Genomic DNA, 23,072 nt, shown 5'->3' on the forward strand with positions numbered 1-23,072 from the left:
CCAGGATCAAACTCTCCAAAAAAAGTTTGTCACCAAATGCTCTTTTAGAATCAACAGGCACGCTTTTCGTTTTGTTCAGTTTTCAAAGATCATTTCCGATCAGGTTTTTTATTCTAGCAGATAAATGAAGTTATGTCAACAACCGGAATAAAATTTTTAAACTTACATTTATAGATTATTTTGCTGTTTCGAAGATTATTCATCTTTTCAACAGCGACGCTTTATAATATATCATCATGAAATTTTAGTGTCAACACTTTTTTTAAAAAATATCAATAAAAACTGCCAACGCCTGTTCCCTTTGATTTCTAAACAACTGAATCCGCTCGATTAAATTAAATATTCCAGCAGCACACTTAATCCGCAAAATACAGTCTGACTTTAAGATGTTCAAATAACTCGGAAAAAACATTTTTTGAGCCGCACAGAAATCAGCTTTTGAACGGATTAAACAGCCAAACGCAGTATAAAAATAATTTGAAACGTTTTTATACTGCCCTTTATCATATTCAATTAATTTAATTATTTATACAGCTTGGTTTACTTGAGCACATATAGCAGCCAGAAACCGATCACTTCCGGTCTTTACAAGTGATGCAGTGCAGCAACAATATGATTATATGCTTCAAAGATATCGTTTTGCATCAACAATGCTTTTCCTTTAGCCAACACTGTCTAATTAATTTTGCAAATTCAACTGAATTTTTCCACTTTCTCTCTTCTGGTTGAGTTCCTGATTATCTTCGACGATGGTAACTTTTCCGCCCCGAAATGGTAATGTATTTTAACGCTCGATTCAGATCGGAAAGATACTCGTTCCAGTCAAACAATATTTTTCCATTATTTAAACATCAGTCGATAATTCTCCGGCTACTGCCTAAAAAATTTGTTGCTATATTGAGTGCTGCCTTTTCATTAAGTAATCCATAATATTTTATAATCAAAGGTTTATCGGAGGTTTGTATAAACAACAGCAGCAAAGCAAAGGCCAAATAATCGGATTGCAGAGAAGCAGCATTCTTTTTCTATTAAATAATACAGCTAATGTATCTGGATGGCGAGTCCTTTCTTTAAGTGTATATAGATTCGCTGCAAATCATTTATTCATCCGCTGTCTGAATAAAACACATTAAACAAAAGCTTCTATAAATAAAAAAAGAAATACTGTTAGCAATTGGCCGTTCTGTGACGAAAAAAAAGTGAAAATATGCTATAGTAGTGTTCAGGAGGTTTGTACAATGGCTAAAAAATATACAAGCAAAATAAATAAAATCCGCACTTTTGCCTTAAGTTTAGTATTTGTTGGTTTTATCATTATGTACATAGGCATCTTTTTCAGAGAACATGTATGGGTCATGACCATTTTCATGCTGCTTGGTTTATTATCCATCATCGGAAGTACTGTCGTCTATTTCTGGATCGGGATGCTATCGACGAGAGCTGTTCAAGTAGTATGTCCTTCATGCGGGAAAGTGACAAAAATGCTCGGTCGTGTGGATATGTGCATGTATTGCAGAGAGCCTTTGACTCTTGATAAAGAGCTTGAAGGCAAAGAATTCGACGAAAAGTACAATCGTAAATCAAGGAAAAGAGAAAGCTGATAGTTTGTTTTCCTACCAGCTTTCTCAGTGCATATTTTTTTCTTTTTGCTGACATGCAGGGCATTTCCCGTATATTTCCATTCGGTGGTGGCTAACTTTAAAGTTCGTTACATGCTCTGCAAGATCCTCCACCTCGTCTAAACCTGGATAATGGAAATCAACGATTTTTCCGCATTCCTCGCAAATGACATGATAATGCTCCGTTGTCACAAAATCGAATCGACTAGATGCATCGCCATACGTTAATTCTTTTACCAGTCCAACTTCACGAAATACCCGAAGGTTGTTATAAACAGTTGCAACACTCATGTTTGGAAACTTACCTTCTAACGCTTTATATATATCATCAGCAGTTGGATGATTCATTGAATTAACTAAATACTCCAAAATCGCATGACGCTGCGGAGTGATGCGGACTCCCGTTTGTTTTAAAATTTCAAGAGCTTCCTTTAACGTATTGTCTGACATCGCCATGCACCTCATTTCTTGAAAACATTCTTATTTTGTATCATTATTACTTTATAATATTTATAATTAGTGTACATTGATTATAAGACTTTTGTCAATGGGAGCGTTTAATTTAGTAGAACATTTTATCTATTCCTTGAAAAAATGCACCAATTTAAGAAAAAGATTTTCGCTTTTGCACGGGAAAAAGCGGGCACAAATGCCCGCCTTGACAACATAGGGTGAACAGAGCAAATCATTTGCTGTCATTCTTCTCTATTTTGAATAAATGTGAGAGCTTCTTCAACATGTCCTTTCACTTTTACTTTTCGCCATTCTTTCACTAATATTCCTTGTTTGTCTATAATAAAAGTCGATCGTTCGATTCCCATGTATTCTTTTCCAAAGTTTTTCTTTAATTTCCATACTCCGTATTGTTCCGCAACTTTATGATCTTCATCAACGAGAAGCAAAAAAGGGAGCCCGTGCTTCTCTTTAAATTTTTGATGTCGTTCCTGCGGATCAGGGCTTACTCCTAAAATGACGGCATCAAGCTCTTGAAAGCTCTCATATTTATCGCGAAAATCGCACGCTTCCGTTGTGCATCCCGGAGTCATATCTTTCGGGTAAAAATACAGCACTACATATTTTCCTTTAAAATCAGAAAGTTTTACTTTTTCTCCAGTATCAGCAGTCAGCTCAAAATCTGGTGCAGGCTTTCCCACTTCAGCTGCCATATCTAATCCCTCCAGTTGTTCATTTTATCTTCAGCGTACCGAATTTCGCTTCATGTTACAACTATTGTTTCTTCTCAATATCAATCATTGTTTTGGCAACAACAACCGTAGGCAATATGTAGCCAATCATCGCCTGTACAATTGCAATCCACCTTCCAATGCCGAAAGGAGTGATATCCCCATAGCCTACAGAAAACAGCGTAACTGCACTAAAGTATAAGCAGGTGGTTAAATTTTCTAAATACGTCCCATAAAGAGGCCGCCCAGATTCAGCTAAAATCGGAAAGCCGTATTGAGTTAAAATTAAATAAATCACACCAAATCCTAACAAAAAAGAGGCATATACTAAAGCAATTAAATATACAGTTTCAAACGTAAGGAACGTACCTCTTTTCACAGCAGAAAACATCGTTCGAATGCTCATAACCAAACAGAACATTATCCCTGTTCCTACGACAATCGCCATAATTTCCCCCGAAAATTATTGTTTGTACATGTTATTCAGCCTTATTGAATTTTATCACTAGCTAAAGGAAACTTGTTCGTCAACCAAACCGATGTCAACAGCCTCTTTGAATTTTATCGCTTAACGAAAGGAAACTATGATCAGCTTCCTGCCCCTCGATATCGCTTCACTCCAATATTCCAAATAATAACCGACAAAATAAAAAACAGAAGGCCTATCACAGGAGTTAAAAAAGCGTAAATATACCAATCCGTTTTTCGTAAAAAATAGGAAGCCGGATAAACTCCCACAAAGGCAAACGGCAAAATCCACGTTAAAATAAAACGTATTACATCGTTGTAAATATTTACTGGATAGCGGCCGTAGTTTCCAATGTTATACATCATTGGCATAATCGATGTTTTTGCATCCGACCAAAACCCAATCGATGCAAGCGCAACAAAAATACTGCCGCAGACAAGGGTGCCGCCAAATACAAATAGAATAAAAATAAAAATGTCATACCAATGAAAAGTAAGATTCAGCCGGGCTGCTGCATACCCCATGACAACAAGCCCTGTAATAACGCCAAAAAGCGATTCAAGCTCCATTCTCTCCAATATCACCTGAAACAAACTGTGGATCGGTCTCGTTAAAATGCGATCCATTTCACCGTTTACAATATATCGTTCATTAAAATCCCAAATGTTAAAAAAGGTGCTGAATAAAGCATAAGGAACTAAGAAAAAGCCATAAATGAAAATAATTTCATCTCTTTGCCAGCCGCCAAGCGATTCTGTATGTCCAAATACGACGAGAATGAAAACTAAATTTACTGCCTGAAACAATAGATCAGACAATATCTCTACAATCATATCCGCTCTGTATTCCATCCTTGTTTTTAAATATTGAGCGATATATTGAAAAAACATTGACACATAAAACATCTTTTCACCCCCCTTGAATAATCATTTTTCTTTTCGCAACCGCCCACATAGCACAAATTGGAATGATCAATAAAATGGACCAAAACAATTGAAAAAGAATAGCGTCTGTAATTTCAGCCTCTTGGAATCCTTTTGTAAAGATCATGCTTGGAATATAACTGATTGCTTGAAAAGGCAAATATTCCATTATTTCTTGAGCCCAAACTGGGTAGAAGCTAATGGGGAGCAGCAGTCCGGAAAACAAGTCAATGATGACGCGTTTCGCTCTCATTAGTCCGTCGTTGTTAAATAAGAAAAAAGCTGAGATTCCTGTCAATAAATTAATTTCTGTATTAATAACAAAACTAAAAAATATGGAAATGGCAAAAAAACACCACGCCTGCCAATCAAGCGGTAATTCGAGCGGAAAAATAAAGCTTACAATTACCATTCCAGGCATGGAAAAAAAGAAAAGGCGAAAAACGCCTTCTCCAAACGCCTGCATCGTTTTCATGCCAAGATAATTGTAGGGACGAATCAGCTCCACTGCCACTTTTCCTTCTCTAATTTCCATTGCGATTTCCCTGTCGATGTTGTTAAAATAAAATGCTCTTGCCATCCATGAAATTGCCACGTATGTCACCATTTGCGCTGCATCTAAACCTTGAATGCTTTCTTTTCCCCCATAAATGGCTGTCCATAAAAAGTAGTAAGCACCGATATTAATGCTGTATATGAGAATTCCAGAATAATAGTTTGTCCTGTAAGCGAGCATCATTAAAAAACGGATGCGGATCATTTCCAAATATTTAGACATTCATGATCACCTTTTCTAAGTTACTGTTCGCATCACCTTTTTCATAAATGTTGCGTATAATCTCCTCCGTTGATATTTCTTTAATGCTTAGATCCACGATAGTTTGAGCCTTCATGACGCGGCTAATGATTTCCGGCATTTCCTCATGATTCGCAATTTGCGCGATCCAAACATTGCTTTTATCTCCCTTCATCCATTGCACGTGAAAACCACTCGTTAATTGCAATAAAAGGGATTCATCAACAGAAGAGGCAAATTGAAATTCAATTTGCTTCCCTTTTCCCCAATTCCCGCGCAAATGGTCCAAAGAGCCGTCATATATAATTTTTCCTTCATCAAGCATTATGACGCGTTCACACAATGCTTCTATATCCGCAATATCATGTGTCGTCAGCAAAATCGTTGTTTTGTATTTTGCATTTATCTCTTTCAAAAATTCACGAATTTTCAGCTTGACTAAAACGTCCAAGCCGATCGTCGGCTCATCCAAAAATAAAAGAGGAGGATTATGAATTAATGCTGCGGCAAGCTCGCATCTCATCCGCTGCCCTAATGACAGCTTTCGCACCGGCTTATCTAACAAAGGGCCGATATCCAGCGTTTTAATGACATGATCCATATGTTCGTTATAATCTTGATCGGACACTTTATATACCTTTTTTAAAAGCCTGAATGACTCTTGAACAGCAATATCCCACCAAAGCTGTGAACGCTGTCCGAATACAACACCGATTGTCCGGACAAACTTTTCCCGTTCCTTATGAGGATTCATATTGTTCACCAGGACCTTCCCTGATGTCGGTGTTAAAATCCCTGTTAGCATTTTGATCGTTGTCGATTTTCCTGCGCCGTTTTCGCCTATATAACCCACCATTTCTCCCTGTTTCACTGTAAAGGAAATATCATTAACAGCTCTGTTGATTTTATAGTTTCTAGTGAATAAATCGCGAAAAGCCCCCTTTAATCCAGAGCGGCTTGAATAGCTCTTAAATTCTTTGCGCAAATTCTCTACTTCAATGACATTCATAGCTGTAACCTCCATCGATCAATCACAAACATTAGTTTACTCGAATTATTTGAAATTAACAATTTGCATGCACCTTTTTTCTTTTTTATGAAAAGTGCTAGAATAAACGAGGATGCTTGAATATTTTTGGCTGTACAGTTAAGTAAAAAAGAAGGTGAAACAATGAATTTTACAAAATCAGAACAGCTGCATAAAGAAGCGCTCGAACATATTGTAGGAGGGGTAAATAGCCCGTCCCGTTCTTATAAAGCTGTCGGCGGAGGAGCACCTGTTGTAATGGAGCGGGCGCAGGGCGCCTATTTTTGGGATGTTGATGGCAACAAATATATCGATTACTTAGCAGCATATGGCCCGATCATCACCGGCCATGCACACCCTCATATTACAAAAGCAATCAAGCACGCTGCCGAGACAGGCGTCCTATATGGAACACCGACGCCTCATGAAATCAAATTTGCAAAAATGTTAAAAGAAGCTATCCCTTCTCTAGAAAAGGTCCGCTTCGTCAATTCTGGAACAGAAGCAGTAATGACAACAATTCGAGTTGCCCGTGCATACACAGGAAGGGATAAAATCATTAAATTTGCCGGGTGCTACCATGGACATTCCGATTTGGTGCTTGTCGCAGCAGGATCAGGTCCATCGACCCTTGGAACGCCTGATTCCGCAGGGGTACCAAAAAGCATTGCTCAAGAAGTTATCACTGTACCTTTTAATGATGTGGAGGCGTTTGAACAAGCTATTCATAGATGGGGAAATGAAGTTGCAGCCGTTTTAGTTGAACCAATTGTCGGAAACTTTGGTATTGTGGAACCTAAGGAAGGATTTTTAGAAACAGTCAAACAGCTTACTCACAAAGCAGGCGCGCTGCTTATTTTTGACGAAGTTATTACAGCGTTTCGATTTATGTACGGCGGTGCCCAAAATCTGCTTCATGTAGAGCCTGATTTAACCGCACTTGGAAAAATTATCGGCGGAGGCCTTCCGATCGGAGCTTACGGCGGCCGTAAAGAAATTATGGAGCAGGTGGCGCCATTAGGACCGGCTTATCAGGCAGGGACGATGGCAGGAAACCCTGCATCGATCTTAGCAGGAATTGCTTGTTTGGAAGTGCTGAGCGAAGAAGGAGTTTATGACTATCTTGATAAGCTCGGCAGGATGCTTGAAGAAGGCATTTTAAACGCTGGAAGATCATATAATATACCGATCACCATCAACCGTTTAAAAGGTGCATTAACAGTATATTTTACACGCGAAAAGGTGACGAATTATGAGCAAGCCGAAAAAACAGACGGAGAAATGTTTGCTAAATTTTTTAAACTGATGCTTCATCAAGGCATTAATTTGGCGCCGTCTAAATATGAGGCCTGGTTTATTACAATCGCTCATACAGAAGAGGACATTAAAAAAACCATTTCGGCAGTCGAACAATCGTTTAAACAGCTTTCACATGACCAAAAATGAGTCTTACTAAAGCGCCTACTGCACAAGCAGGCAGAATGAAAAAGTAAATCTTTAAGCAGCCTGAGCCCGATATTTATGGACTCAGGTTGTTTATTTCTTTTGGAAACGATGGAGGTGATGTAAAACTGCCGCCTCTTCAGTTGTACGAAAAAAGTGCAAAAGTTCGCTCGATCACAACGTAACTATTTGGTCTGTCTATATTAAAGGATCATATCATATTACAAGAGTGTTAATTTTTTCCTTTCTCTTAAAATAACCTTGAATATTCGTGTTAAACAATGTATAGTCTGAATAGCTTACAACCTTTTTGATGAAAGGAAGGAAAAATTTTTATTCAACATGAAACTTGGAGCCCGTATCTTAAAAACAGGTATTGCAATTACACTGGCATTAATGCTGGCAGAGATGCTTCATTTTCCATCTCCAGCATTTGCAGGGATTGCAGCTATCTTTGCGATACAGCCGTCAATATATAGATCATATTTAACCGTAATTGAACAAGTTCAGGCAAATATAATCGGCGCTGTTGTCGCAGTTTTATTCGGGATTTCTTTCGGAACAAACCCGTTTATTATTGGTCTTACAGCAGTGATTACCATTGCTATTTGTTTAAAATTAAAGATTGAAAACACAATCGCAATTGCTTTAGTAACGGTTATTGCGATACTTGAAACAACAGGTGACGATTTTGTACAGTTTGCTACCATACGGTTTTTAACGATTTTACTTGGGGTTTTATCAGCTTTTTTTGTTAATTTGATATTTATGCCACCAAAATACGAAACAAAGCTTTACCATAAAATCACCGAAATTTCCCATGAGATTATGAAATGGATTCGGATCAATATTCGAAATAAATCTGAGTTTGCCCCTCTTAAAGAGGAAATAGACAAAATCAAAGATCAGCTGATAAAACTTGATCATTTATTTTTGCTTTACAAAGAAGAGCGAACTTATTCTAAAGCGAAGGTATTGCCAAAATCAAGAAAACTTGTCCTGTATAGACAGATGATTATCACAACGAACAGGGCATTTTACACATTGCGCCAAATTCATTGCTTGGAAAACGAACTTCGGCAAATACCTAGAAAGCTCCATGAAATGCTTATATCAGAGCTTGACTTTTTATTAATTTTGCATGAGCAGGCGCTGTTAAAAATAACAAAAAAAATTAAAAACAATCACGATGAAGACCTGCTTCCTTATGACAAATTTAATCGAAAAGAATTCATTCAAGCGTTTTTGAAATTTGAAAAAGAAGCGGAAGATTCCGATTCGTTTTACCAAATACTATCTTTAGTCTCCGCCATCGTTGATTATCACGATCAATTGGAGCATTTAGATACATTGATTAACAGCTTTCAACATTTCCATAAAAAAGAAAATAAAATTCATGTGGAGGATGAAGAGTAAACAAGTTCATCTCCGTGAATTACAGCCTTCAGAAGGCGATGAAAAAAGCAAAAAATTGTAAAAGACTACAGAATTTCATTCATGAATTCTGTAGTCTTTCATCATTTTTAAGACAATCATTTAATTTATTTGAGAAGCTGAATGACCTCTCTGCTCTCAGAAAAGTATCGGGAGCTTTTCTGCCTTGGAAATAAATCTTATTTCATTTTTATCCTCTGCAAATGATAACTGGAATTTCATGGACGCAGCTTTGCGGATAAAGGCTGCGTTTTAATTTGTCTTCAAGATCATCCAACTGATCCCCGCCGAAATGCTGTTTCCAAACCGCTTCATCTTGTTAAATTGAAATCGTCTTATATCATCCAAGCGCAGGCAAGTTTTATATCATTTGGAACAGCTGTATTTTCTCAGCTTTCCAACTCAAAGCTTTGTTGGATGTTATCACAAGGAGGCTCCTTTAGAATCACGGTCAGCTTTTTGAGCTCAAAGCTCTCAGACAGTCTCGACCTGCGTTTCACTTCTACTAATAAAATAAATAGGAGCTGTCTAATAAGTCGTTTTTTCGGCTTATTGACGCCCCCTTTAATGTTTTAGAAACGTTGATATATCGATGTCTATGATTTTTTTGTTTTTCAATGGGGATTTGACTTTATGGACAGCCCCTAATCTAAAAATGTGCTAAGCATTGCTTTAATCTCCGCTTGAAAACTTATTTATATTCGTTTCGACCGCTTTATTGTTTAAGGAATGGTATTCATTCAATATTTCACATTGTCTTAAGTTTAATTCAAAAACTGTCAGCGGATCATAATAAATCTCTGGGTTTGTTTTCAAGCTGTCCAATTGTTGTTGATCTGTCCGAATTTGCTGCTCTCCTTCTTGCACAATTTGTTCAAGGTTGTGAACAGGTTCACGGAAAAACATTTTCACATCTCGTTCAATTCCTTTTTCAAATAAGTCGAATTGAGCAAAAAATTTTCGGATCATCGATTGAATCGCATCATCGAATGTTTCAGTTTCAATGTATTTTTTGTATTGCTGTGCGATAAACAGCTTGTTTTTCCCAATGGACGAAAACAGCTTTCCTGCTCCTTTTAATATAACTTGTGCAGGCTTAAAGCGGTTCATAATATTTTCTTCTTCGATGTTCACCACTGTTGTCAGACGATCAATATCCCGCCGCCAATCATCCACTACTTTGAAATCAGACATAAGCTTCACACGGTCATGACCGTACAATGAATTAAACGATTCACACATTTCATCTAAATAGACTTGGCATTGTTTTAGCTCGCTTTCAGCAAATGAAACCCATTCTCCCATTTTTTGCGACATTTTTGGAAGCAGCGTTTCAGTAAAATGCGCCTTCACCTGATCGTTCATTTTTTTGTTCAATTCTATGTGTAAATGGCTGAAATCGCTGTTTTCCGTTATGAATTTCGATGCAGATCGCAAAAGAGTCCTTAACTCATCATGAAGATCCTTTTTTATCTCTTCCAATGTGGAGCGGAGTGACTGCCTCAATTCCTTAGCTTTTTCATTTTCCATATCGCCAAGGCTGTGTATTAATCCTTTTAATCGAGACACGATTTCTTTATTTTTATCGATGCTTTCTTCTAAATGCTGCTCTAATTCCATCCGTTTGCTATAAGCATATTTAATAGCTTTTTTCAAGAAAAACAACAGCTTCTCCGTTTTGTTATCTTGATGAAACGGAAAACGTGAATGAATAAATTCAGCGAAGGACTGTTTCCGCTTCTCTCCTTCATTTCTTGAAGGGAATGGGAAAAATTCAGCTTCCGGGAAAAAGTCAAGTATTTGTTCTTTAAAATGATTATGAAGCATGCCGCTATCTTCAAGCAAAAAGTAAATTGGAAGCTCCTTTTTTAAAGCAATCGATGCCAGGCTTTCTACCATTTTCTCAACTGAAGCAGGTTGATGCTCTGGATGGACATATACCAACCCATCAGCCAGTTGTATATATTCCTTTAGCTCCTCTTGATCAACATGCTCTATGTCAGGTACTTCTATTAAACTTAGCTTATGATCGTTTAACAAATCATTAGGCGCACATACCGCAACAATTGTTCCATCTTCACGAACTGCCGCATCTTCTTCAGCGAATACATCTGTTATGCTTTCATTATTTATTTGCTTTATGTTTGTCCGGTCTTCATGGCAGTAAATAGTAATTTTTGATGAAGGAATGCTTGGAAGAGAATGGCCAAGCAGCGATCGGGCAAAACCGCTTTCTCCAACAATGAGCAAATAATGTTCGTTCTGTTCAAAAATCTTTTTTAATATCCAATGATATTTCTGCCCAAGATTTACTTGATTTATTTCCGCCCAATCGACCAGCTTCGCAAATAGCCGTTTTTTGGCTTCATGACCATCAGCACGATCATGACTACCTGATGCCAAAACGTTCTCCGCTTCTTCTATCACTTTCTCATCTAAGCTTGAACGGTAAATTTCACTCCATGCAACGACAGCTGCTGCAGCGGTCGATAGTTGTTTTCCTGTCGATAGTTTCAGCCAATTGGCTAAAATGTCCGGCATAATATCTTGAAGCTCTTTTAGTAAATATGATCCGCCAAGAAGCTTATTATAGGATTCTTCATAAAAACGCGATATTTCATCCCAATGCTGAAATTCGTCCACTTTCACATTGAAAATTAGATTGTTTATCGTTTTTAACCATGGAATAAAATATTTTTGATCGTGTTTATAGCATCGCCACAGCGAAACAGCAAGCTTCTCGAATTGCTCTACGTCGGTTCTGTATAAAACCGTTAATGCTTTAAAGAAATAATCCGGCTCTTTTTCTTTGACAAAACCTTGTTCAACATAATTGATCAAACGCTGAAACCATTCCGCTTTTTCAGTCCGAATTAATTCTTCAACCGTAAGATGGACAGCTTTGTCCCAATCTTCCTGTTCTTCATAAAATTGAATAGCGATGGTGGATGCTTGACCATGGTCAGGGTTGATCGATACCGCATCACGAATCGCCTCATACGCCTTTTCTTTTTCTCCTTGAAGGCGGTGAAGCGAAAACAGCTTTAACGATGCTTCTGCTTTAAGAACTTTTGAATCCGTTTCAATGGAACGGTACATTTCTTCCGCAGATGAAAATAATCCTAATTCAAAATATGCATCTCCGATATTTTTTCTCGCCCATGGCGCCAGCTCATTCTCTATATTTTCCCATTTAAAAATTGCCGCTTCATAATCTTTGTGGTGGAAATATACTTCTCCTTGAGCATAGCGTACATAAGACAGATCATATGCGACCTTTTTTTGTTCTTCTTGAAAAAGCTCCCCAAGCAGTTGGATCGGATGTTTCGTTTCATTTTCTTTTAATAATGTTTGATAAAAGTTTTTTTCAATTAACTGCTTTTCCGCCGCCATGACAACCTCCGTTCTTATACGAATTTAGTCTTTTCTTTTATTCTACCAAAATCGTTTTTTCAAAAGGGATTGAATCAAAAATTTATGAAAAACTTGACTGGCAAAAGTCTTGCTAAAATTAAAGTATATTATGGATTTCAAAGCAAATGGCTAATTACCCATTTTGCTGCGGTATTTTTTACCATTCACCCAATTGCTGAATTTGAAATAGTTTATAGTAATGTCCGCGCTTTTTCATTAGTTCTTCATGAGTTCCGGTTTCAACAATTTTCCCGTTTTCAATTAGTACAATTTTATCTGCATGAGTAATTGTAGACAGACGATGGGCAACAATTAAGGTCGTACGGTTTTTTGCCAGTTTATCAAGGGCTTCTTGGATAAATTGTTCACTTTCTAAATCCAAAGCAGACGTAGCTTCATCCAAAATGAAAATCGGCGGATTTTTTAAAAATACTCGGGCAATTGCAATTCGCTGTTTTTGACCGCCGGATAACTTCACGCCTCTTTCGCCCACTTTCGTATCATAGCCATCAGGCAAACTCATAATAAACTCGTGAGCGTTAGCTGCTTTGGCCGCTTTTATGACCTCTTCATCCGTTGCATTTGGTTTGCCAATTAAAATATTCGTTTTTATCGATTCACTGAATAAAAAAGGATCCTGCAAAACTATGCCGATCTGCTCCCTGACGCTTTGCACTTTATAATCTCTAACGTCAATGCCGTCCAACAAAATTTTTCCTTCCGTTACATCCCAAAACCTCGGAACAAGACTCACAAGGGTGGATTTTCCCCCTCCGCTCATCCCGACAAAAGCGACCGTCTCCCCTTTTTGAATCGTTAAATGAATATCCTTTAGTACAAATTCTTCGTTGTCATGATAGCGAAAGGATACTTTGTCAAAAATAATTTCCCCCGAAAGTTTGTCTGCTGCTATTGCATCCTGTTTATCAACAATATCGTAAGGTTCGTCAAGAAACTCAAATACTCTGTCCATTGAAGCGAAAGCCTGTGTTAAAGTAGTTGATGAATTGATCAAACGGCGAAGAGGATTGTACAACCGATCAATATAGGCTGTAAAGGCAACCATCGTCCCGATCGTTAAATTCCCTTGTATCACTTCATAAGCCCCGTAAAAAATGACGAAAAGAGGCGCTAGGTCAGTAACGGTGTTAACAACAGCAAACGTTTTTGCGTTCCATTTTGTATGATCAATCGCCCTTTCAAGAAAATTGCGATTTTCACGATCAAATTCTTTTTGTTCATGCTCTTCATTCGCAAAGCTTTGAATGACAGCCATTCCGCTGACCCTCTCATGCAAATGCCCCTGCACCTCTGCCAGCGCCTGCGACCTAACTCTTGTCAAATGACGAAGCCTGCCGTAAAAATATTTAACTGACAATCCGTATATAGGAAGCAACATAATCGATACAATGGTCAACGTGACATCCATCGTAAACATAATCCCAATGGCAAATATAATAGTAAAAAGGTCAAGCCATAGATTCATAAGGCCCGTAATAACAAACGTCTTTGTTTGTTCAACATCATTAATCACCCGCGAAATAATTTCTCCCGCACGATTGTTTGAATAATATCTTAAGCTCAGCCGCTGAAGATGAGTAAACAGTTGATCGCGAATATCATATAAAATTTTGCTTCCCGTCCATTGCGCAAAATATTGCCGATAATACTCGATCGGCGGCCGTATGACGAGGAATATAAATAACATGATGCCCATTAAAAAAAGAAGCATCTCTATCTTTACGTCATTTGATAATGATCCGTTTAAAATATTGTCGACGATATATTTCAATACGAGCGGAATTAACAAAGGAATGCCAAACTTTATAATCCCGATGAAAATCGTTAAAAAAATTTGTTTTTTATATGGTTTTACAAATTGAAAATAGCGTTTAATCGAACCCAACCATTTCTCTCCTTTCAGATCAATGCAAAGCGAAAAGTCTGTTGATACTCCAACAGACTTTTCCATCATAAATATGTTAAATATCTTTCATACCACTGATCGATAAATTCAGGGGAAAACGGACCTTTTCTACCGCGTATCCAATAAATTAATTTGTTCACATTATTCTTTAAGATACGGTCAATGACTTGCGGATATTTCATTGATTTCTTATGCCGTTCATATTCATCTTCATCTAACAGTGTATAGGTCATATCCGGGAACACTTTAATATCCAAATCATAATCAATATACTTTAATGCCTCATTATCCCAAACAAAAGGAGAACTGATGTTGCAATAATAATAAATGCCGTCACCACGAATCATTCCAATTACATTAAACCAATGACGTGCATGAAAATAACAAATCGCCGGCTCCCTTGTAATCCAAGTTCTGCCGTCAGCTTCGGTAACCGTTGTTCGATCGTTGCCGCCAATAATACAGTTTTGCGATCCTTTTAAAACGGTCGTTTCCTCCCAAACACGATGAATGCATCCATTATGTTTATAACTGTGTATTTGAATGATATCTCCTTCCTTTGGCAGCGCCATTTTGTTCCCTACTTTCTAATGAACAGTTCACTTCAAATCCGAAAAAATCATTTTTCTTTATTATAACGTTTGATATTCAAAAAGAAAATAAAAGAGCCATGCCGCTAAAATGGCTGACTCGAGTCATACATTTCGATTTGGTACATTTTAATAACTTCTTCCGTTTGCTTTTCAAACGTTTTTTGAATGTCTATCAACTCATTTTTCATTTTTTCAATTTCTTTTTGCACAGAACGCAATTTCTTATCATCATTTTGTCTCAAAAATTCCAATTCCATTTGTTGATAATGCTCTATTTTAGATTGAAGCGATACAAGCTTATCCATCGTTTCAAGCTGTTCGCCAACTAGCAGATCAAAGCGGTTATATGTATTCAAATGAATCCCTCCCACATAAAATGTTTATGGATACATATTCTAACTATTTCACTTGATTCCTTTGACAAGTTATGTAGACAATTAAGAAGTTTTGTCGTATGAACGCTTAGGTCAAAATTATTATTGACTCTCCATTCATTCATTATGTACAATCTGACAAGATTGAATCATTACAAACTTTGATTTTTTTTGAGAGAAAGGAAGTTACTATATCGTGTGGGAAATCATCACAGCAGTCATTTTAGGCATTGTTGAAGGGTTAACGGAATTTGCCCCTGTTTCTTCTACTGGACATATGATTCTTGTTGATGACATTCTTCTAAAATCTAAAGAAATATATTCAGAGCCTGTCGCCAACTCTTTTAAAGTCGTCATTCAGCTTGGATCAATACTAGCAGCGGTGATCGTATTTAAAGATCGCTTTTTCGATTTATTACAGATTAAGAAAATGCAGCATCAAAACGGTCAAAGATTAACGCTTGGCCTTGTCATCACAGGACTTCTTCCTGCTGCCGTCTTAGGTTTTTTATTTGAAGACTATATTGATACGTACTTGTTTTCCGCTCATAGCGTATTAGTCGGCCTTGTGTTAGGGGCATTATTAATGATTGCAGCAGACCTATTTGGTCCAAGAAAACCGAAAGCAGAAACGGTTGATCAAATTACATACAAACAAGCGCTAACCATCGGCCTCATCCAATGCATTTCCCTTTGGCCTGGTTTTTCGCGTTCCGGTTCAACGATTTCCGGCGGGGTTTTAGCCGGTTTAAGCCATCGTGCAGCTTCCGATTTTACGTTTATTATGGCTGTGCCGATAATGGCGGGGGCGAGCGGTCTTTCTCTTATTAAAAATTGGGAGCATTTCACGATCGACGTCCTGCCGTTTTTTATCGCCGGATTCATCAGTGCGTTTATTTTCGCGCTTTTGGCCATAAGATTCTTTTTGCAGTTGATCAACCGCATTAAACTTACACCATTTGCTATTTATCGGATCATTTTGGCGATCATCATCTATGTTTTTTTCCTTTAATGAAAGAAAGCGGAGAGCTGAAACGTTCTCCGCTTTTTGCCTGGCTCTTTTAAAAGAAACATTCAAAATTAATAGTTAAGAATTTTGTTGTTTATTTTGTTCAGATTGTTGATTTTGTTGTCTTACTTGTTGTGCATCTGTTTCAGCAGCAAATTCTGTTCCAAATCCTTGAGCTGATTGTTGGTTTTGCTTTCTCACTTGTTGAGCATTTGTTTTGTTTTGCTGTTGTTTTGCCATCATTTTTCACCTCCACGTCATATATCATGTCCAGGAGGGAAAAAACTTATCCAAAAAAATTTGCAGTTACAGCAATAAGGAAATGCCTCCATCTACGATCAAAGTTTGCCCTCTTATCATGAAAGCTTTTTCAGAGAGCAAAAATTCAACTGCATTTACGATATCCTCTTTTTCAATCATTCTTCCAGCCGGAGTCTTTTCTTTTGCTTCGTTTAAAATTTCCTCCCTGTTCGGAAAATGTGTCAATGCATCCGTATCGACAGCTGCGCCGGAAACCGCATTTACTACAATATTTTTCGGTGCTAATTCAACTGCTAAATATCTAGTTAAAGCTTCAAGAGCTGCTTTAGAAACCCCTACTGTCGTGTAATTTTTTAAATAGCGAATAGACCCTAAAGAGCTGATGCTCACGATGTGTCCGCCGCCGTGTTTTTCCATCAATTTTGCTGCTTCCTGCGCACAAAAAAGAAGTGCTTTTGCATTAATATCCATCGTCCAATCCCAATGGGATTCTTCAATTTCCATTAGAGGGCGTAAAACTCCAGATGCTGCATTGTTTATTAAAATATCAAGCCGTCCAAACGTTTTGTCAATTTCTGCAAACATTTCCTTTATTTTTTCAGGTTTTCCGACGTTTGCCTTCACCACAAGCGTTTTCACACCAAGACGTTCAATTTCTTCCGCGGTTTCGATCGCCTTCGATTTGCTGCGAGCATAATTAATGACGATGTGATACCCTTTTTCAGCAAGCCTCAAGGCAATAGCTTTGCCGATTCCTCTTGAAGATCCTGTGACAAGCGCTACTTTTTCATTCATATTTTACATCTCCTTATGTATTGAATAGTTATTTCTATCGTAACAAAGAATAGATATAGAAAAACATATAAAAAGGAGTTTTTGTAAATTGCCTATACGAGATATGACAGAGCTCTCCATGATCTCGAAGCAAGCTTGGAGCAGTGAGGAGCTTCAGCATTATCACCGCGCCTTTCAACAAATTATGCCTTACCTGAATATAGAAGGTCATACCATTCACCGTGAAATTATAGAAGAAATTGAAGCGCGCGGCGGTATTAACAAAGACTGATTAAACCAATTTTTGAGACATAATGGATGCAATCGGTACATGCCGATTGCATTTTCATTCACTTCCCAATGGAATTACGGCTCCACTTGTATGCCAGCTTTTTCCTTATAAAGAGCAAATATTTTTTGATGAGGTACAGGAAAAGCATATCGATCAATATCCTTGATGAAAACTTTTTCAAGCTCTTTCATTGATTCATCGCTACAAACTTTGCCGAAATAAACATTAATATTCCATGTCAAATGGGAAAAAACATGCTGAATCGTTCCTTTTAGCTCGCTTAATTTCGCTTCAACACCGTATTCTTCCCGCAAAAAATTTTCTAGATATATCCTTTTAGGAATTCTGTTTGTGCGAACTTCGCAATTTGGAAATTCCCACAAATTCGCAAGCAGTCCTGTGTCAGGTCTTTTATGAATATATAAATCGTTGTTTTGCACTAAAACCGCGCAAGCAATCGAAACTTGCTTTGTTGATTTGCTTCGTGTTTTTACTGGCAGCTTTTCCTGTAATCCTTCTGAAAAGGCAAGACAATGCTCCTGTACAGGACAAAGCAAACAGGACGGAGAAGTCGGCGTACAAACCATTGCTCCCAGTTCCATTAATGCTTGATTAAAATCGGAAGGACGTTCTTTTGAAATAAGATTTGCAGCCGCTTCTTCAAATATTCTTCTTGTTTTTGGCTTTGCTATATCTTCTTCAATCAGTAAAATTCTTGACAGCACTCTCATCACATTGCCGTCAACAGCAGGCTCAGGCTTGTTATAAGCAATGCTTAATATTGCTCCTTTTGTATAAGGCCCAATTCCTTTTAATTTTCCAAGCTGCTTCGGGTCATCCGGAAGTTTTCCTCCGTATTTTGCTGCCACCTCTTTCACTGCACTGTGCAAATTTCGGGCGCGCGAATAATAGCCTAGGCCTTCCCATGCCTTTAAAACCTCTTCTTCATCCGCATTTGCCAGCGCCTCAACATTCGGGAATTTTTTAATAAAATTGTTAAAGTACGGTATAACCGTTTCCACCCGTGTTTGCTGAAGCATTATTTCAGATACCCATACTTTGTATGGATCTTGGTCCTTTCTCCAGGGCAAATCTCTTTTTTCCCGTATATACCAGCCGATCAGGTCCTCCTGAAATGTTTTAATATCGAAATTCTCAATTTTTTGCAGTGATTGACCCATTTTTCAATATTTCCTCCATTATGCACTTCAAAATATGTTACACTAAAAAGAACTTATGAATTTATCGTACATTATTTTTTTTTGGCATGAAAGAAAAAATGAATTTATGTTTTTTGCGTTCAATGGAAAAAATTCAAATATCATCATAACGATTGTTTTTTCAGCTAAGGAGGATGGCTTTGGATACAGGTACACATTTCGTCATGGGAATCGCATTGGGAGGCTTAGCAACTTTGGATCCGGCTGTCGGCGGTTCCTTTCTGACAAGCGAGGCAGTTCTTGTTGGCACGATTATCGGTTCACAAGCACCAGATCTTGATACGGTTCTTAAATTTAAAAATAATGCAGCTTATTTAAAAAATCATCGCGGAATAACTCATTCAATTCCCGCAGTTTTATTATGGTCGCTGTTGATCACTGGAGCAATTCATTTTCTTATGCCAAGCAGCAGCCTCATCCATGTATGGATTTGGACGTTATTAGCTGTTGTTCTTCATGTTGTTGTCGACATTTTCAACGGCTACGGCACTCAAGCTCTCAGACCTTTTTCTGAAAAGTGGATTGCGCTGGGCACAATTAATACGTTTGATTCGTTTATCTTCATCGCTCATATTGTCGGCATTGGCATTTGGCTTTCCGGCGCCCATGGGGGCTATACCTTTTTAATTATTTATTGCATAATCGCTTTATATTATGTCGTTAGACTTCTAATGCAAAGATCGATTAAGAAAAAAATCTTAAACAGATGGAAAAATGTTGAAAACGTCATATTTAACCCAACAATGAAATTCCGCAAGTGGCAGCTCGTCATTGTGACAAAAGAACATTATTACGTTGCATATTCAAATTTTACCGAAATTCAAATCGTCGACCAGTTTGAGCGCAAAGAGCTGCCGAATCACCCTGCAATGGAAGCCGCAAAAAAAGACCGGAATATTTCAGCATTTTTGCATTTTTCCCCTGTTTTCCATTGGCAAATAAAAGAGCAGCTTGATTATACCGAAATCCGTTTGGTTGACTTGCGTTATTTCAGCAAAGGTCATTATCCCTTTGTAGCAGTTGCACAGCTCGATAAAGACCTCAACATTGTTCGTTCGTACACAGGTTGGATTTTCAGTAAAAAAAGAATGAAGAAAAAACTTAAACCGCTAATTGATTGATTATGACATTTCCTTAATTTTCTTTTATATTGGCTTCTAATAAGCAAATACTATTTATGCGCGTCCAATAGCGCAAATTTTTTTCTCCTTGGAGGATCTGCGATGCGCAATAAAGCAAAAGGATTTCCGAAGCATGAAAAATTTGACGGTGAGCCACGTGCTAAAGCGGAATTCGCGTCACGTCGTGCGAACGGAACCATTAACACACACCCTCAAGAGAGGATGAAAGCTTCAGGAGAACGGGATAAAAATTTTTCATAACCATTGACCTTTCAAGAGGTGTTTACTAATGGACACTAACCGATCATCCTTATCAAAAAAGCAGAAAAACGAATTTTTAGGAGCTTGGGGAAAACCGAAACATTCATTCCGTCAAGTAAACGGGGAAACCCAGCAAACCCAAAGCTTAATCATTTTGGAAAACGAAATGCGAAAACGTTCATAAATAAATAATACGAGATCATGCCATTATTTGGCATGATCTTGTTTATACAGACCTTTTTTAATTTTTAAAAATAATCGCCTAGATTCAAAACTCAACTATGATTTCCTCGATTAAATTTAATAAAGAAAATATTTAGCTTCAACATTGCTTGAGTAAACAAATTTCCATTATTCGCCTTATTAAATATATGGTTTTTTTTGATACTATTTGTTAACAAAAGATTTCAAGCTAAAAACGAAATCCGTATCCTTTCAAGGTCAATTGAGAGAGTATTCAGTTTGATAACCATAATGTAAAGTTAGGCGCGATGAAGCATAGCCACGAACAGGAAGAAAAAAACGATTGAAAGAAATCAGCGGCCACTCTTTTCCCCAACTTCCTTCATTTTTCGTTCTCAACTTATTTCTCATTTATATTACTTTTTTTAATCAACATCGATATCGGCAGTGCTTCCTCCTTTAAAGGAGATGATAATCGATACCCCCAAGCGAAAACTCCTTTTAAATATTCAACTTTGAAATATTCACCAGGAGCTCCATCGATTTCATACGTCTCACCTGGCGGAAAATCGTCAGGATTCAACATATATGCTTTTGCCATAGCAATTTTCCTTTCCAGGACAGCATATTCGTTGATCATTCCGTGCTGTTCCGCTTTGCGCGCTTTTTCTTTTAATCGGGCAATTTCATTTTTTAGCTCGTATTCCGTCATTTCACTGTACCGTTTTTCCATTCCTATTCCTCGCTTTTCTCTAAGTGTTTTTGCAAATATTGCTGAATAAGTTCTTGCGAAAAACCTTTTCGATATAAAAATTGCGCAAGCTTTTGACGATATGTGTACATATCTAGATGGGAATACTTTTTTTTCCCTTTTTCGCCTTGTATTAATAATGCTTCCCATTCTTGGTCATGACGTTCATGTAAAGGCAGCATCTCTAAAACAGCTTGAATCACTTCGGATGAAAAACCTTTCCTAAACATTGCCTGCTCTATTTTTTGCTTTAGCTGCGACATAGATATGTTCGCTTTTTTTCCCAATTGCTTTTCAGCTAATTTATACGCTGCTTCTATTTGTCTTTCTTTCGTGAAAAGATCAAGAGCTGCTTCTATCAAATCGTTCTCAATCCCTTTTTGTCCCAGTTCTGCTTTTATTATGCCGGGCCCTTTCAAAGTGGTTTTCATTTGCGTTCTTACAAAGGCTTCCGCAAACTCCTTGTCATTTACATAATTTTTTAATTGAAGCTCAACCATTACACGTTCAATAACCCTCTCATCTATACCTTGACTTACAAGATAGTCACGGACCTCTTTTTCCGATCTCATTCGATAGCCAAGAAAAGTTAAAGCTTTGTTGAATGCTGCTTTTATTTGATCCTCGTGCAAAATCGCATCTATATCCAGCTCATCAAGCTCCATCCCTTTTCTTAGCCCGTGCTTAATTAAAACATCTTCCCCGACGCTAAAAGCAAATATTTCACCGTTTCCTCTATCGACGTAAATATTAAAACGATTTTTCTTTTTAGGTTGAACTTCTATTTTTACAATAAACATGTACAGACACCTCATTTTTATAGTACCATAGAAAAAATAAATAAATGGAAGTTTTAAGCATGAAAGTGTATGAATACTGTAACAATAGATTTTTCAGCTTGTAAGGAACATTTTGCTGACTTTTCTAGCCGTTGATGCTATAAAACTATGAAGCAAAATTCAACCGTTCTTATTATGATTTCTAAATATTTTGCTGGCATCAGGCAAATCTGCTTCAGTCAGGAAATGCGGTCCTCTCTGTTATTGCATCAAAGCAAAGGAAAAAATATTGTCAAAGAAAACATTGTAATTTTGCCCTATTCACTGCTTATAGAAACTCTTAAAGTAGTAAGAAAAAAGTAAAATTTTCTTAATAATCTTTTTACAAAATTTTTGTTTTCTTTTCCATAGAAATCAAGTATGATACTAGAAGAAATGCTGACAATTAAATTTACTTGTTTTTAAGGGAAGGCAAATGGTGCGCCACCGGTCTTTGACCGGTTCTAGTGGGTTCGATTCCCACCCCGAAATTTTTACTTGATAAATAAAAATTTCGAGGGTGGGATCCGTTAGATTTCGTGGTAACCGCCCTCGTTGATAGAGGAGGATGAGCATGTTAAAAAAACGTGATCTAGCGGATTGTCAAGAGTTGTTCGAACTTATGGTTCATCCAGAGGTCTTCCCTTATGTTCGTCATAAAGCAACGTCGATTGAAGAATACATGTTTATAACAAAACAGTTGATTGAAGCAGAGGAACGAGGGGAATTAATTTCCCGCACCATTTTGGATGAATGGGGCTCTCCTATTGGAACAATCAGCTTGTATGATATTTTTGACCAAACGGGATTTCTCGGAACTTGGCTCGGCAAGCCGTACCATGGTAAAGGATATAATCAGCTTGCTAAGGACGCTTTTTTTCAAGAGATTTTTTATGAATTTGGAATTCAAACGATCTTTATGAAAATACGGAAAGACAATGAACGTTCCATGAAAGCCGCGCAGAAGCTTCCATATGTCTCCCTTGCCGATGAATCTCGTCAGCTTCCCCATATTGAAAACAAAAACTTATACAACATCTTTGAAATTTCAAAGGATATGTACACACTGTATACAAAACGAAACGGTTTCATGACAGACGAAGAAAGCAGATTGAAGGAAGCATAAAAAATTGGAAGAAGACATCCGAACGAATCAAGATGTCTGCTTCCATTTTTTTA

At 37.5% G+C, this 23,072-nt stretch carries 23 protein-coding genes and 1 pseudogene; 9 read left to right on the plus strand and 15 right to left on the minus strand.

The window, feature by feature from the left end; all coding sequences use genetic code 11:
• Nucleotides 1-1,238: 1,238 nt before the first annotated feature.
• Nucleotides 1,239-1,601 (plus strand): YgzB family protein, encoded by a 363-nt coding sequence (locus FB379_RS13600; RefSeq protein ID WP_063386249.1) that lies wholly within the window; start codon nt 1,239-1,241, stop codon nt 1,599-1,601.
• Nucleotides 1,602-1,625: 24 nt separating this feature from the next.
• Here FB379_RS13600 and perR read toward each other — a convergent pair whose 3' ends face one another.
• From perR to FB379_RS13630, 6 genes are all read right to left on the minus strand, one after another.
• Nucleotides 1,626-2,069 (minus strand): peroxide-responsive transcriptional repressor PerR, encoded by a 444-nt coding sequence (perR, locus tag FB379_RS13605; protein WP_186439264.1) that lies wholly within the window; start codon nt 2,067-2,069, stop codon nt 1,626-1,628.
• 245 nt (nt 2,070-2,314) lie between these two features.
• Nucleotides 2,315-2,785, minus strand: coding sequence for a thioredoxin-dependent thiol peroxidase (gene bcp / locus FB379_RS13610; RefSeq protein ID WP_063386251.1), 471 nt, complete (start codon nt 2,783-2,785; stop codon nt 2,315-2,317).
• A 61-nt stretch (nt 2,786-2,846) separates the two neighbouring features.
• Nucleotides 2,847-3,251: an ion channel gene (locus tag FB379_RS13615; RefSeq protein ID WP_063386252.1), complete on the minus strand. Its 405-nt coding sequence runs from the start codon at nt 3,249-3,251 to the stop codon at nt 2,847-2,849.
• 140 nt (nt 3,252-3,391) lie between these two features.
• A complete protein-coding gene (locus FB379_RS13620; protein WP_063386253.1) occupies nt 3,392-4,177 on the minus strand; it encodes an ABC transporter permease in 786 nt (261 codons plus the stop codon).
• Between the two features lie 4 nt (nt 4,178-4,181).
• Nucleotides 4,182-4,973 (minus strand): ABC transporter permease, encoded by a 792-nt coding sequence (locus tag FB379_RS13625; protein WP_144598203.1) that lies wholly within the window; start codon nt 4,971-4,973, stop codon nt 4,182-4,184.
• A complete protein-coding gene (locus FB379_RS13630; RefSeq protein ID WP_063386255.1) occupies nt 4,966-6,000 on the minus strand; it encodes an ABC transporter ATP-binding protein in 1,035 nt (344 codons plus the stop codon). Before FB379_RS13630 ends, FB379_RS13625 begins: the two co-directional genes overlap by 8 nt.
• 162 nt (nt 6,001-6,162) lie before the next feature.
• On the opposite strand from FB379_RS13630, the gene FB379_RS13635 reads away from it, so the two are divergent.
• Both FB379_RS13635 and FB379_RS13640 read left to right on the plus strand, forming a co-directional pair.
• Entirely contained in the window at nt 6,163-7,464 is a 1,302-nt protein-coding gene (locus FB379_RS13635) for a glutamate-1-semialdehyde 2,1-aminomutase (RefSeq protein ID WP_144598204.1), read from the plus strand.
• Between the two features lie 339 nt (nt 7,465-7,803).
• Nucleotides 7,804-8,877 carry an FUSC family protein gene (locus tag FB379_RS13640; protein ID WP_066247279.1) on the plus strand — a complete coding sequence of 358 codons (1,074 nt, stop codon included), beginning with the start codon at nt 7,804-7,806 and terminating at the stop codon, nt 8,875-8,877.
• 690 nt (nt 8,878-9,567) lie between these two features.
• Here the strand turns inward: FB379_RS13640 and FB379_RS13645 are convergent.
• The 4 genes from FB379_RS13645 to FB379_RS13660 form a co-directional block, all read right to left on the minus strand.
• On the minus strand, nt 9,568-12,288 hold the full coding sequence (locus tag FB379_RS13645) for a tetratricopeptide repeat protein (RefSeq protein WP_144598205.1): 2,721 nt from the start codon (nt 12,286-12,288) through the stop codon (nt 9,568-9,570).
• A gap of 178 nt (nt 12,289-12,466) precedes the next feature.
• The gene (locus FB379_RS13650; RefSeq protein WP_066247284.1) at nt 12,467-14,215 is read right to left on the minus strand and encodes an ABC transporter ATP-binding protein; all 1,749 of its coding nucleotides are present in this window, start codon (nt 14,213-14,215) and stop codon (nt 12,467-12,469) included.
• A 65-nt stretch (nt 14,216-14,280) separates the two neighbouring features.
• Nucleotides 14,281-14,808, minus strand: coding sequence for a nucleoside tri-diphosphate phosphatase (gene ntdP / locus FB379_RS13655; RefSeq protein WP_063386259.1), 528 nt, complete (start codon nt 14,806-14,808; stop codon nt 14,281-14,283).
• 104 nt (nt 14,809-14,912) lie between these two features.
• On the minus strand, nt 14,913-15,185 hold the full coding sequence (locus FB379_RS13660; RefSeq protein ID WP_232515610.1) for a YgaB family protein: 273 nt from the start codon (nt 15,183-15,185) through the stop codon (nt 14,913-14,915).
• 214 nt (nt 15,186-15,399) lie between these two features.
• Between FB379_RS13660 and FB379_RS13665 the strand changes: the two genes are divergently transcribed.
• Nucleotides 15,400-16,215: an undecaprenyl-diphosphate phosphatase gene (locus FB379_RS13665; RefSeq protein ID WP_144598206.1), complete on the plus strand. Its 816-nt coding sequence runs from the start codon at nt 15,400-15,402 to the stop codon at nt 16,213-16,215.
• Nucleotides 16,216-16,290: 75 nt separating this feature from the next.
• Here FB379_RS13665 and FB379_RS13670 read toward each other — a convergent pair.
• Nucleotides 16,291-16,434: pseudogene (locus FB379_RS13670) on the minus strand (gamma-type small acid-soluble spore protein); the annotation flags it as partial.
• A gap of 84 nt (nt 16,435-16,518) precedes the next feature.
• On the minus strand, nt 16,519-17,268 hold the full coding sequence (fabL, locus tag FB379_RS13675) for an enoyl-[acyl-carrier-protein] reductase FabL (protein WP_130157645.1): 750 nt from the start codon (nt 17,266-17,268) through the stop codon (nt 16,519-16,521).
• Between the two features lie 103 nt (nt 17,269-17,371).
• Here fabL and FB379_RS13680 point away from each other — a divergent pair, with 103 nt between their 5' ends.
• Nucleotides 17,372-17,539 carry a cytosolic protein gene (locus tag FB379_RS13680; protein WP_094246379.1) on the plus strand — a complete coding sequence of 56 codons (168 nt, stop codon included), beginning with the start codon at nt 17,372-17,374 and terminating at the stop codon, nt 17,537-17,539.
• Nucleotides 17,540-17,613: 74 nt separating this feature from the next.
• Here the strand turns inward: FB379_RS13680 and mutY are convergent, their stop codons facing one another.
• Entirely contained in the window at nt 17,614-18,720 is a 1,107-nt protein-coding gene (gene mutY, locus FB379_RS13685) for an A/G-specific adenine glycosylase (RefSeq protein ID WP_144598207.1), read from the minus strand.
• 179 nt (nt 18,721-18,899) lie between these two features.
• Between mutY and FB379_RS13690 the strand changes: the two genes are divergently transcribed.
• From FB379_RS13690 to FB379_RS13700, 3 genes are all read left to right on the plus strand, one after another.
• A complete protein-coding gene (locus FB379_RS13690; protein ID WP_117017368.1) occupies nt 18,900-19,880 on the plus strand; it encodes a metal-dependent hydrolase in 981 nt (326 codons plus the stop codon).
• A gap of 102 nt (nt 19,881-19,982) precedes the next feature.
• On the plus strand, nt 19,983-20,141 hold the full coding sequence (locus FB379_RS13695; protein WP_063386264.1) for a small, acid-soluble spore protein K: 159 nt from the start codon (nt 19,983-19,985) through the stop codon (nt 20,139-20,141).
• Between the two features lie 28 nt (nt 20,142-20,169).
• Nucleotides 20,170-20,325 carry a YpzG family protein gene (locus FB379_RS13700; RefSeq protein WP_082829369.1) on the plus strand — a complete coding sequence of 52 codons (156 nt, stop codon included), beginning with the start codon at nt 20,170-20,172 and terminating at the stop codon, nt 20,323-20,325.
• Nucleotides 20,326-20,724: 399 nt separating this feature from the next.
• Here the strand turns inward: FB379_RS13700 and FB379_RS13705 are convergent, their stop codons facing one another.
• Nucleotides 20,725-21,057 carry a YfhH family protein gene (locus FB379_RS13705; RefSeq protein WP_063386265.1) on the minus strand — a complete coding sequence of 111 codons (333 nt, stop codon included), beginning with the start codon at nt 21,055-21,057 and terminating at the stop codon, nt 20,725-20,727.
• A 2-nt stretch (nt 21,058-21,059) separates the two neighbouring features.
• Complete coding sequence (recX, locus tag FB379_RS13710; RefSeq protein WP_144598208.1) at nt 21,060-21,875, minus strand: recombination regulator RecX; 816 nt, start codon at nt 21,873-21,875, stop codon at nt 21,060-21,062.
• A 592-nt stretch (nt 21,876-22,467) separates the two neighbouring features.
• On the opposite strand from recX, the gene FB379_RS13715 reads away from it, so the two are divergent.
• Nucleotides 22,468-23,019, plus strand: coding sequence for a GNAT family N-acetyltransferase (locus tag FB379_RS13715; protein WP_063386267.1), 552 nt, complete (start codon nt 22,468-22,470; stop codon nt 23,017-23,019).
• The last annotated feature ends 53 nt before the right edge of the window (nt 23,020-23,072 follow it).

This window comes from Aeribacillus composti (assembly GCF_007827555.1).
Classification (GTDB): domain Bacteria; phylum Bacillota; class Bacilli; order Bacillales; family Aeribacillaceae; genus Aeribacillus; species Aeribacillus composti.

Coding starts and splice junctions, on each gene's coding strand:
- FB379_RS13600 (WP_063386249.1), top strand. CDS start 1,239: ATGGCTAAAAAATATACAAGCAAAATAAATAAAATCCGCACTTTTGCC.
- perR (WP_186439264.1), bottom strand. CDS start 2,069: ATGTCAGACAATACGTTAAAGGAAGCTCTTGAAATTTTAAAACAAACG.
- bcp (WP_063386251.1), bottom strand. CDS start 2,785: ATGGCAGCTGAAGTGGGAAAGCCTGCACCAGATTTTGAGCTGACTGCT.
- FB379_RS13615 (WP_063386252.1), bottom strand. CDS start 3,251: ATGGCGATTGTCGTAGGAACAGGGATAATGTTCTGTTTGGTTATGAGC.
- FB379_RS13620 (WP_063386253.1), bottom strand. CDS start 4,177: ATGTTTTATGTGTCAATGTTTTTTCAATATATCGCTCAATATTTAAAA.
- FB379_RS13625 (WP_144598203.1), bottom strand. CDS start 4,973: ATGTCTAAATATTTGGAAATGATCCGCATCCGTTTTTTAATGATGCTC.
- FB379_RS13630 (WP_063386255.1), bottom strand. CDS start 6,000: ATGAATGTCATTGAAGTAGAGAATTTGCGCAAAGAATTTAAGAGCTAT.
- FB379_RS13635 (WP_144598204.1), top strand. CDS start 6,163: ATGAATTTTACAAAATCAGAACAGCTGCATAAAGAAGCGCTCGAACAT.
- FB379_RS13640 (WP_066247279.1), top strand. CDS start 7,804: ATGAAACTTGGAGCCCGTATCTTAAAAACAGGTATTGCAATTACACTG.
- FB379_RS13645 (WP_144598205.1), bottom strand. CDS start 12,288: ATGGCGGCGGAAAAGCAGTTAATTGAAAAAAACTTTTATCAAACATTA.
- ntdP (WP_063386259.1), bottom strand. CDS start 14,808: ATGGCGCTGCCAAAGGAAGGAGATATCATTCAAATACACAGTTATAAA.
- fabL (WP_130157645.1), bottom strand. CDS start 17,268: ATGAATGAAAAAGTAGCGCTTGTCACAGGATCTTCAAGAGGAATCGGC.
- FB379_RS13680 (WP_094246379.1), top strand. CDS start 17,372: ATGACAGAGCTCTCCATGATCTCGAAGCAAGCTTGGAGCAGTGAGGAG.
- mutY (WP_144598207.1), bottom strand. CDS start 18,720: ATGGGTCAATCACTGCAAAAAATTGAGAATTTCGATATTAAAACATTT.
- FB379_RS13695 (WP_063386264.1), top strand. CDS start 19,983: ATGCGCAATAAAGCAAAAGGATTTCCGAAGCATGAAAAATTTGACGGT.
- FB379_RS13700 (WP_082829369.1), top strand. CDS start 20,170: ATGGACACTAACCGATCATCCTTATCAAAAAAGCAGAAAAACGAATTT.
- FB379_RS13705 (WP_063386265.1), bottom strand. CDS start 21,057: ATGGAAAAACGGTACAGTGAAATGACGGAATACGAGCTAAAAAATGAA.
- recX (WP_144598208.1), bottom strand. CDS start 21,875: ATGTTTATTGTAAAAATAGAAGTTCAACCTAAAAAGAAAAATCGTTTT.
- FB379_RS13715 (WP_063386267.1), top strand. CDS start 22,468: ATGTTAAAAAAACGTGATCTAGCGGATTGTCAAGAGTTGTTCGAACTT.